The sequence below is a fragment of the Streptomyces sp. NPDC047453 genome, from assembly GCF_040643155.1.
Taxonomy (GTDB): Bacteria; Actinomycetota; Actinomycetes; order Streptomycetales; family Streptomycetaceae; genus Streptomyces.
Genome location: NZ_JBEYTS010000142.1, coordinates 1 through 8015, shown reverse-complemented (window position 1 = coordinate 8015; position 8015 = coordinate 1). Strand labels below are relative to the sequence as shown.

Here is an 8015-nt window from a genome sequence, read left to right as displayed (position 1 = left end):
GCGCCCTGAGGGGGGGGGGGCGGGCGCGGTATCCCCCCGCGTGCCCCCGCCCCGCGCGCCCCTTCATTTGTGCGAGCAAGACCACGAATGGGGAAACGACTACCGGGGCACGGGGAACGTGCGGCACCATCCAGGAATGGAGCGTGTACGTGATCTCTCTGAGCTGCCGAAAGCCCATCTGCACCTGCACTTCACCGGGTCGATGCGGCCCACCACCCTGCTGGAGCTGGCCGACAAGCACGGCGTACGGCTGCCCGACGCGCTGACGGCGGCCCTGGTCAGCGGGGAGCCTCCGCGGCTGCGGGCGACGGACGAGCGCGGCTGGTTCCGCTTCCAGCGGCTGTACGACGCGGCACGCTCCTGCCTGCGGGAGCCGGAGGACATCCGGCGGCTGGTGCGGGAGGCCGCCGAGGAGGACGTCAGGGACGGTTCGGGATGGCTGGAGATCCAGGTCGACCCGACCTCGTACGCACCGCGCCTGGGCGGGCTGATCCCGGCGCTGGAGATCATCCTCGACGCGGTGGAGACGGCGTCGCGCGAGACGGGCCTCGGGATGCGGGTCCTGGTCGCCGCGAACCGTATGAAGCACCCCCTGGACGCCCGTACCCTGGCCCGCCTCGCGGTGCGCTACCGGGAACGTGGCGTGGTCGGCTTCGGCCTGTCGAACGACGAACGCCGGGGCATGGCCCGGGACTTCGACCGGGCCTTCGCGATCGCCCGGGACGGCGGACTGTTCGCGGCCCCGCACGGCGGCGAGCTGACCGGCCCCGCCTCGGTCCGCGACTGCCTGGACGACCTCCGGGCCCACCGGGTGGGGCACGGTGTACGCGCGGCCGAGGACCCGCGGCTGCTGAGCCGCCTGGCCGACCGGGGCGTGACCTGCGAGGTGTGCCCGGCCTCGAACGTGGCCCTCGGCGTGTACGACAAGCCCGAGGACGTCCCCCTGCGCCGGCTGTACGAGGCGGGCGTCCCGATGGCCCTGGGCGCCGACGACCCGCTGCTCTTCGGCTCCCGGCTGGCGGCGCAGTACGAGATCGCCCGCCGCCACCACTCCTTCACGGACGCCGAACTGGCGGAACTGGCCCGCCAGTCGATCCGCGCGTCGGCGGCCCCCGAGGACGTGCGCGCGAAGCTGCTGTCGGGGGTCGACGACTGGCTGGCGAACTGACCGACGGGCGCGGAGGGCTCGCCGGTCAGGACCGGGCCATGGCGCCGATCACCATGGGCAGCGTCTCCTTGTCGAAGATGCCGCCGGCCAGGGACCCGCTGACGGTCCTGCCGTCCACCTTCATGGTGGGCGTGCCGGTCACCCCCGACGTGTCGAAGGCCTTCTCGGAGGCGGTCACGAAGTCGCGGTGCTTCATGCCCTTGACCGCCGCGTCGAACTCCTCGCCGCGCAGGCCCGGGACCCTGGAGGCCATGTCCAGCAGGAAGGCGTCGGTGTAGCCGTCGACCTTCTCCTCGGGCTGGTGCGCGAAGAGCACCTCGTGGTACTCGGCGAACCTGCCCGCGTCCAGGGCGGCCCGCAGGGCGTTGGCGGCCTTCTTGGAGCCGTCGCCGCCGAGCCCGTCGTCTAGGAACGAGGCCAGCGTGTACTCGGCCCTCACCTCGCCGGACAGGATCAGCTCGCGCAGGCCCTCGCCGCCGCCCTGGGTCTCGAACTCCGCGCAGACCGGGCAGCGCAGGTCCTCGTACAGGTGGACGACGGTCCGCGCGCCGGGGGATCCCACGCGGACGGTGGTGCCGTCCGGCGCGAGCGTCTCGTCGATCTCCCCCACACTTGTGTAGGACGCCCCCGCTTCCGGCTCCCCGCCTCCGGCCGTTGCGGCGCCCTTGCCGCATCCCGTGGCGAGCACGCCCGCCAGGACGGCGGCGGCCACAGCCGCTATTGCACGTCGTTCCCCCATGGTCTCCCCCCTCCCCATGTGCCCTGCGGCTACAGGCTCACGCCGACCGTCACCGGCTCGTTGACCAGGGTGATGCCGAAGGCCTCACGAACCCCGGCCACCACCTCGCGGGCCAGCGCGAGCAGGTCCTCCGTGGTCGCGGCGCCACGGTTGGTGAGGGCGAGGGTGTGCTTGGTGGAGATGCGGGCCGGTCCGGTGCCGTAGCCCTTGGTGAAGCCCGCCTTGTCGATCAGCCAGGCCGCGGAGGTCTTGGTGTGCCCCTGCCCCGCCGGATAGGCGGGGGGCTCGACGCCGTCGCCGAGCCGCTCCCGCACACGTGTGCGGAACACGGCGAAGCCGGCGTCCGTGAGGATCGGGTTGGTGAAGAAGGAGCCGGCGGACCAGGTGTCGTGGTCCTCGGGGTCCAGCACCATGCCCTTCCCGGCCCGCAGCTTCAGCACGGTCTCGCGGGCGGTGGTGAGCGGTACCCGGTCGCCCGCCTCCACACCGAGGACGCGCGCGGTCTCGGCGTACTTGACCGGCGTCGACAGCCCGTCCGCGTCCTCCAGCCCGAAACGGACGCGCAGGACGACGTACCGCTCGGGGTCGGCCTTGAAGCGGCTGTGCCGGTAGGAGAACGCACAGTCCTCGTTGGCCAGGGTCACCGTGCGGCCCGCCCGGCGGTCGTAGGCGACGACCTCGGTGATCGTCGAGGACACCTCCTGGCCGTACGCGCCCACGTTCTGGATCGGGGTGGCGCCCGCGGAGCCGGGGATGCCGGACAGGCACTCGACGCCGGCGAGCCCGGCCTCGACGGTGCGCGCGACCGCGTCCGTCCACACCTCTCCGGCGGCCAGTTCCAGCGTCGTACCGCTGAGTTCGAAGCCGCGGGTGGCGATGCGCAGCGCGGTGCCGTCGAAGCCCTTGTCGCCGATGACCAGGTTGGAGCCGCCGCCGATGACCAGCAGCGGTGTGCCGTGGGCGTCGGCCTCGCGGACGGCGTCGATCACCTCGGCGTCGGTGGTCGCGGTGATCAGCCGGGTGGCGGGGCCGCCCAGCCGGAAGGTGGTCAGCGGGGCGAGGGGCGCGTCGTGGAGTTCCTGCACGCGCCCAAGACTACGAGACCCCGCTGACGGTCCCGCACCTCGGCGAGTGCGGGACCGCGGTGGCCGTCAGGCCAGGCGTACGACGGCCCGGGACATCCCGAGGACCTTCTGCCCGTTGCTCATGGCGGTCAGGTCGACCCGCACGGTGTTGTCGTCGAGCTTGGCCGCGACCTTGCCGGAGACCTCGATCACGGCCCCCTCGTCGTCGTTCGGGACGACGACGGGCTTGGTGAAGCGGACGCCGTACTCGACGACGGCGCCAGGGTCGCCCGTCCAGTCGGTGACCACGCGGATCGCCTCGGCCATGGTGAACATGCCGTGCGCGATCACGTCCGGAAGCCCGACCTCCTTGGCGAACTTCTCGTTCCAGTGGATGGGGTTGAAGTCCCCGGAGGCGCCCGCGTACTGGACGAGGGTGGCCCGGGTCACGGGAAAGGTCTGGGCCGTCAGCTCGGTGCCGACCTCGACGTCGTCGTAGGCGATCTTCGCCGTCATCGGTTTCCTCACGCCTCCTCGGCCGCGCGGGCCACGAGCTTGGTCCAGGCGGTCACCACGTGCTCGCCCACCTCGTCGTGCACCTCGCCGCGGATGTCCAGGACGTCGTTGCCGGCCAGGGACTTGATCGACTCGATGGTGGAGGTGACGGTGAGCCGGTCGCCGGCGCGCACCGGCCGGGTGTAGGCGAACTTCTGGTCGCCGTGCACCACGCGGCTGTAGTCCAGGCCGAGCTGCGGGTCCTGGACGACCTGTCCGGCGGCCTTGAAGGTGATCGCGAAGACGAAGGTCGGCGGGGCGATCACATCGGGGTGGCCGAGCTCCTTGGCGGCTTCCGGGTCCGTGTAGGCCGGGTTGGCGTCGCCCACCGCCTCCGCGAACTCACGGATCTTCTCCCGGCCCACCTCGTAGGGGTCGGTGGGCGGGTAGGACCGCCCCACGAAGGACTGGTCGAGCGCCATGGCTCGGCACCTCCTGGTGTCGCTGGGGTTTTACGTAGCCCGGCGTGCGGCCCGGCTTTCACCGGGCTCCCGCTGGGCTTTCGCACATGAAACAACATGAGGCCGCCCCCGTGGTGCGGGGGCGGCCTCATGTCTGAGTTTTGATCAGCGCGTCTCGCGGTGCGCGGTGTGCGCGTTGCAACGCGGGCAGTGCTTCTTCATCTCGAGCCGGTCGGGGTTGTTCCGCCGGTTCTTCTTGGTGATGTAGTTCCGCTCCTTGCACTCCACGCAGGCCAGCGTGATCTTCGGGCGGACGTCGGTGGCAGCCACGTGAGTGCTCCTTGACGAACGGGTAGGCTATTTCAACGCAAGAAAGAGTAGCCGATCGAAGGACCGACCCCGCAATCGGCTACTGTGAGTAGCGGTGACCGGACTTGAACCGGTGACACAGCGATTATGAGCCGCTTGCTCTACCGACTGAGCTACACCGCTGCGATGCGATCGGGCCCCGCCTTGCGGCGGGTACCTCTCACACCAGAGCCCCAAAACGGAATCGAACCGTTGACCTTCTCCTTACCATGGAGACGCTCTGCCGACTGAGCTATTGGGGCGAGCGAGGAAGACATTACACGCTCTGCGGCCGTTCACCCAAATCCGTTTCCCGGCACCGTCCCCGGTCCCGCGGCCACACCGGTACGACTATTGCGCTCCTCCCTCGTCCGGCCCGGCGGCCACCCTAGGCTCGACTCACTCTGCGTGATCTTGCGTGGCCCGCGCGGCCTCACGGTCCGCGCCCCGAACGTGTCCCGAACCCTTTGTCGCCCTGCGTACCTGGAGTGCGATGCCCCCCGGACAGCCGCCACCCCCCTCGTCCTCCTCGCCGGGTCCGTCCGGGCGGACGGACCCGGACGGGCTGCTGCTGTGCGGGGCCCGGCTGACCGACGGGCGGACCGTGGACGTACGGCTGGCCGGTGAGCGCATCGAGGCGGTCGGCACCGCCGGCAGCCTCGGCGCGGGCGACCCGCGGGGCGGCGCGCCGCGCGTCGACCTCAGCGGCTACCTGCTCCTGCCGGCCCCGGCCGAGCCCCACGCCCACGCCGACACGGCCCTGACCGGCGACAGCGGCGGACCGGTGTCGTACGAGCCGGAGGACGTCCAGCGCCGCACCACCGAGGCCGCGCTGCTGCAACTGGGCCACGGCGCGACGACCGTGCGCGCACACGTACGCGTGGGCGACGTCCAGGGGCTCGGCGTCCTGACGGCGGTCCTGCGGGCCCGGCGGTCGCTGCGCGGGCTCACCGAACTGACGACGGTGGCGGTACCGCGCGTGCTGACCGGGGCGGCCGGCGCGGACGGCCTGGCGATACTGCGGGACTCGCTCAAGATGGGCGCCTGCGTCGTGGGCGGCTGCCCCGACGTGGACCCCGACCCGACGGGCTACGTCGAGGCGGTCCTCGAGGTCGCCTCCGAACACGGCTGCCCCGTCGACCTGCACACCGACGGCGCCGACCCGTCCCGCCTGGCGCGCATCGCGGCGATGGCGGGCGGGCTGCGCCCGGGAGTGACGCTGGGCCCGTGCGGCGGCCTGGCCCGGCTGCCCACCGGGGCGGCCGAGCGGGCCGCGGACCAGCTGGCCGCGGCCGGGGTGAGGGTGGTGTGCCTGCCGCAGGGCTGCTGCGGCGGCGCCGAGGGACACGGGACGGCGCCGGTCCGGCTGCTGCGGGCGGCCGGGGTCCGGGTGGCCGCGGGCAGCGGCGCCCTGCGGGACGTGTCGAACCCGGTGGGGCGCGGCGACCCGCTGGAGGCCGCTTACCTGCTGGCCTCGCGGCACGGGCTGTGTCCCGAGGAGGCCTACGACGCGGTGAGCGCGTCAGCCCGCACGGTGCTCGGTCTGCCCGAGGTGCGGGTGGAGGCGGGTTTCCCCGCCGAGCTGCTCGCGGTGCGCGGCGACCGGCTCGCGGGGGCGCTGTCGCTCGCGTACAGCCGGATCGTGGTGCACCGGGGGCGCGTGGTGGCACGCACGAGCGCGGTGCGGGAGTTCTGCGACTCCGCCGCCGCGGTGGAGCTGGGACTGCCGCGGCAGGGGCGGGGGGAGTTGTCCTGACGGTCCGTGCGGCAGGGCGGCGGCAGCGCCTCCGGGGGCGTGCGGGACACGGCGGAGCGCGCCCCGGGGCAGGGCCGAAGTCGTGCGGCGGATACGGCCGTCCGGGCGTACGGTCGGAAGCATGCGCATTGTCATCGCTGGTGGTCATGGTCAGATCGCGCTGCGGCTGGAGCGGCTGCTCGCCGCGCGCGGGGACGAGGTGGCGGGCATCGTCCGCCGTGCCGAGCAGAGCGAGGACCTGCGGGCGGCCGGCGCCGAACCGGTCGTGCTCGACCTGGAGTCGGCGTCCGTCGACGAGGTCGCGCAGTTGCTGCGGGGCGCCGACGCGGCGGTGTTCGCGGCGGGCGCGGGCCCGGGCAGCGGAGCGGCGCGCAAGGACACGGTGGACAAGGGCGCGGCGGTGCTGTTCGCGGACGCGGCGGTACGCGCGGGCGTGCGCCGCCATCTGGTCGTGTCCTCGATGGGCGCGGACGCGGCGCACAAGGGCGACGAGGTCTTCGACGTCTATCTGCGGGCCAAGGGCGAGGCGGACGACCACGTCCGCCGTCAGGAGGCCCTGGACTGGACGATCCTGCGCCCCGGCTCGCTGACCAACGACGCCGGCACCGGCCAGGTGCGCCTGGAGGCCCACACCGGCCGCGGCATGATCCCGCGCGACGACGTGGCCGCCGTACTGGCCGAACTGGTGGAGACCCCGGCCACGGCAGGCCTGACCCTGGAACTCGTCAGCGGCTCGGCACCGGTGTCGGTGGCGGTGAAGTCGGTGGCGGGCAACTGAGCACGTCCGAGCGTCTTCCGGCACCGGCAACCGCTCAGAACAAGGGCATCTGCCCGGGACACTCCGGAACGGCATAGCCGTCCAACGCCGGCTGCGCGGCGCCGATTTGCGCCATCCGGCGCGATCCGGCGCAGGAGGTCAGCCCGCCGCTCGCCCGCGTCCCGGGCGGATCGTGCCGCGCGAACCGCCCGGCGACCACGGCGATCTCCCGACGGCACACGGGGCAGAGTCTGCGACGCGAGGACATGGCCCCAGTGTGCACGGCACCACCGACACCGGCCCCGCGCCCACACGCGAACCCCCCTCCGCCCTGCCGTATGGGCTGATCAGAGGGGGTCCTTCCCAGAGTGGCGGCGCCAGGATTCGAACCTGGGAAGCGGAGCCGGCAGATTTACAGCGGGCTGGCTGGATGCCTACTGAGCTGGGAAAGTCCAAGTCGCGCCCTCTCATGGGGGACATGTGGGGGACGGCCGACCGTGATCTTCGAAGCCGGGGCCGCACCGCGGGGAGAGTGCTGCGGTCGCCAAGTGGGCCGCACTGGCCGATGATCAGCTCATGCGGTGCGTGAAAGAAGCCGGAGATGCAATGTGATGTTCACCCACGCGATGCAGCGTGCTGCCCAGGCATTCGAGGCCGTGGGTGCGATCGTGCTGGTCGTGGGCTTCGTCTTGTCCCTGGTGGCCGCTGCTCGGGCTTGGCGGAAATCCAGACGCTCCGCCGACGGGTATCTGGCTCTCCGGCGGTGCTTCGGTGGCGCCTTGCTGCTGGGGCTTGAGGTTCTCGTCGCCGCAGACCTCATCCGTACTGTCGCGGTCGCGCCGACACTGGACAACGGCCGACACTGGACAACGTAGGTGTACTGGGCCTGATCGTGTTGATCCGGACCTTCCTCAGCTTCTCATTGGAGGTCGAGCTCGAGGGGGTCGCGCCGTGGCGTCGGGCGCTGGCCAACAGGGCCGGCGGTGTCCAGCGAGCCGCCACACGGGCGGCCGGCAACCAGCCCCCTCCCCCAGCCAGCGACTGAAAGAGCCAGCACGCTCCACACGAGGAAGAACGGCCATGGAGGGGTGCCCTGTGCCGGCGCCCCGCCGAATACGAGACAGTCCTGACGGCCTAATGGGATTCATCGGGCCGTGAGAGAGACTACGGTCCGTAGCCGCCAGCAGGTGAGCACTCTTCATGCCGGAGCCATTCGAGCTCTGTGGT

At 72.2% G+C, this 8015-nt stretch carries 11 protein-coding genes and 2 tRNA genes; 5 read left to right on the top strand and 8 right to left on the bottom strand.

Annotated elements, in window-relative coordinates; translation table 11 throughout:
- Positions 1–136 precede the first annotated feature (136 nt).
- Entirely contained in the window at positions 137–1168 is a 1032-nt protein-coding gene (locus ABZ818_RS41925) for an adenosine deaminase (RefSeq protein ID WP_361427354.1), read from the top strand.
- Positions 1169–1193: 25 nt separating this feature from the next.
- On the opposite strand, the gene ABZ818_RS41920 is transcribed toward ABZ818_RS41925, so the two are convergent.
- The 7 genes from ABZ818_RS41920 to ABZ818_RS41890 form a co-directional block, all read right to left on the bottom strand.
- Positions 1194–1880 (bottom strand): thioredoxin domain-containing protein, encoded by a 687-nt coding sequence (locus tag ABZ818_RS41920; RefSeq protein ID WP_361427351.1) that lies wholly within the window; start codon positions 1878–1880, stop codon positions 1194–1196.
- A 56-nt stretch (positions 1881–1936) separates the two neighbouring features.
- Complete coding sequence (locus tag ABZ818_RS41915) at positions 1937–2992, bottom strand: UDP-N-acetylmuramate dehydrogenase (protein ID WP_361427348.1); 1056 nt, start codon at positions 2990–2992, stop codon at positions 1937–1939.
- 66 nt (positions 2993–3058) lie between these two features.
- Positions 3059–3487, bottom strand: a complete 429-nt coding sequence (locus ABZ818_RS41910) for a MaoC family dehydratase (protein WP_225078012.1) — start codon at positions 3485–3487, stop codon at positions 3059–3061.
- A gap of 8 nt (positions 3488–3495) precedes the next feature.
- Entirely contained in the window at positions 3496–3948 is a 453-nt protein-coding gene (locus ABZ818_RS41905; protein WP_361427345.1) for a MaoC family dehydratase N-terminal domain-containing protein, read from the bottom strand.
- A gap of 144 nt (positions 3949–4092) precedes the next feature.
- Complete coding sequence (gene rpmG, locus ABZ818_RS41900; protein ID WP_003948671.1) at positions 4093–4257, bottom strand: 50S ribosomal protein L33; 165 nt, start codon at positions 4255–4257, stop codon at positions 4093–4095.
- Between the two features lie 89 nt (positions 4258–4346).
- A tRNA-Met gene (locus ABZ818_RS41895) sits at positions 4347–4419 on the bottom strand.
- Between the two features lie 46 nt (positions 4420–4465).
- Positions 4466–4538 (bottom strand) — tRNA-Thr (locus ABZ818_RS41890).
- A 230-nt stretch (positions 4539–4768) separates the two neighbouring features.
- Here ABZ818_RS41890 and ABZ818_RS41885 point away from each other — a divergent pair.
- The gene (locus ABZ818_RS41885) at positions 4769–6031 is read left to right on the top strand and encodes an amidohydrolase family protein (RefSeq protein ID WP_361427342.1); all 1263 of its coding nucleotides are present in this window, start codon (positions 4769–4771) and stop codon (positions 6029–6031) included.
- Positions 6032–6152: 121 nt separating this feature from the next.
- A complete protein-coding gene (locus ABZ818_RS41880; protein ID WP_361427339.1) occupies positions 6153–6809 on the top strand; it encodes an SDR family oxidoreductase in 657 nt (218 codons plus the stop codon).
- Between the two features lie 34 nt (positions 6810–6843).
- Here ABZ818_RS41880 and ABZ818_RS41875 read toward each other — a convergent pair whose 3' ends face one another.
- On the bottom strand, positions 6844–7056 hold the full coding sequence (locus ABZ818_RS41875) for a hypothetical protein (RefSeq protein ID WP_361427336.1): 213 nt from the start codon (positions 7054–7056) through the stop codon (positions 6844–6846).
- A 343-nt stretch (positions 7057–7399) separates the two neighbouring features.
- Here ABZ818_RS41875 and ABZ818_RS41870 point away from each other — a divergent pair, with 343 nt between their 5' ends.
- Positions 7400–7663, top strand: a complete 264-nt coding sequence (locus tag ABZ818_RS41870; RefSeq protein ID WP_361427357.1) for a DUF1622 domain-containing protein — start codon at positions 7400–7402, stop codon at positions 7661–7663.
- Between the two features lie 17 nt (positions 7664–7680).
- Positions 7681–7833 (top strand): hypothetical protein, encoded by a 153-nt coding sequence (locus ABZ818_RS41865; RefSeq protein ID WP_361427333.1) that lies wholly within the window; start codon positions 7681–7683, stop codon positions 7831–7833.
- The last annotated feature ends 182 nt before the right edge of the window (positions 7834–8015 follow it).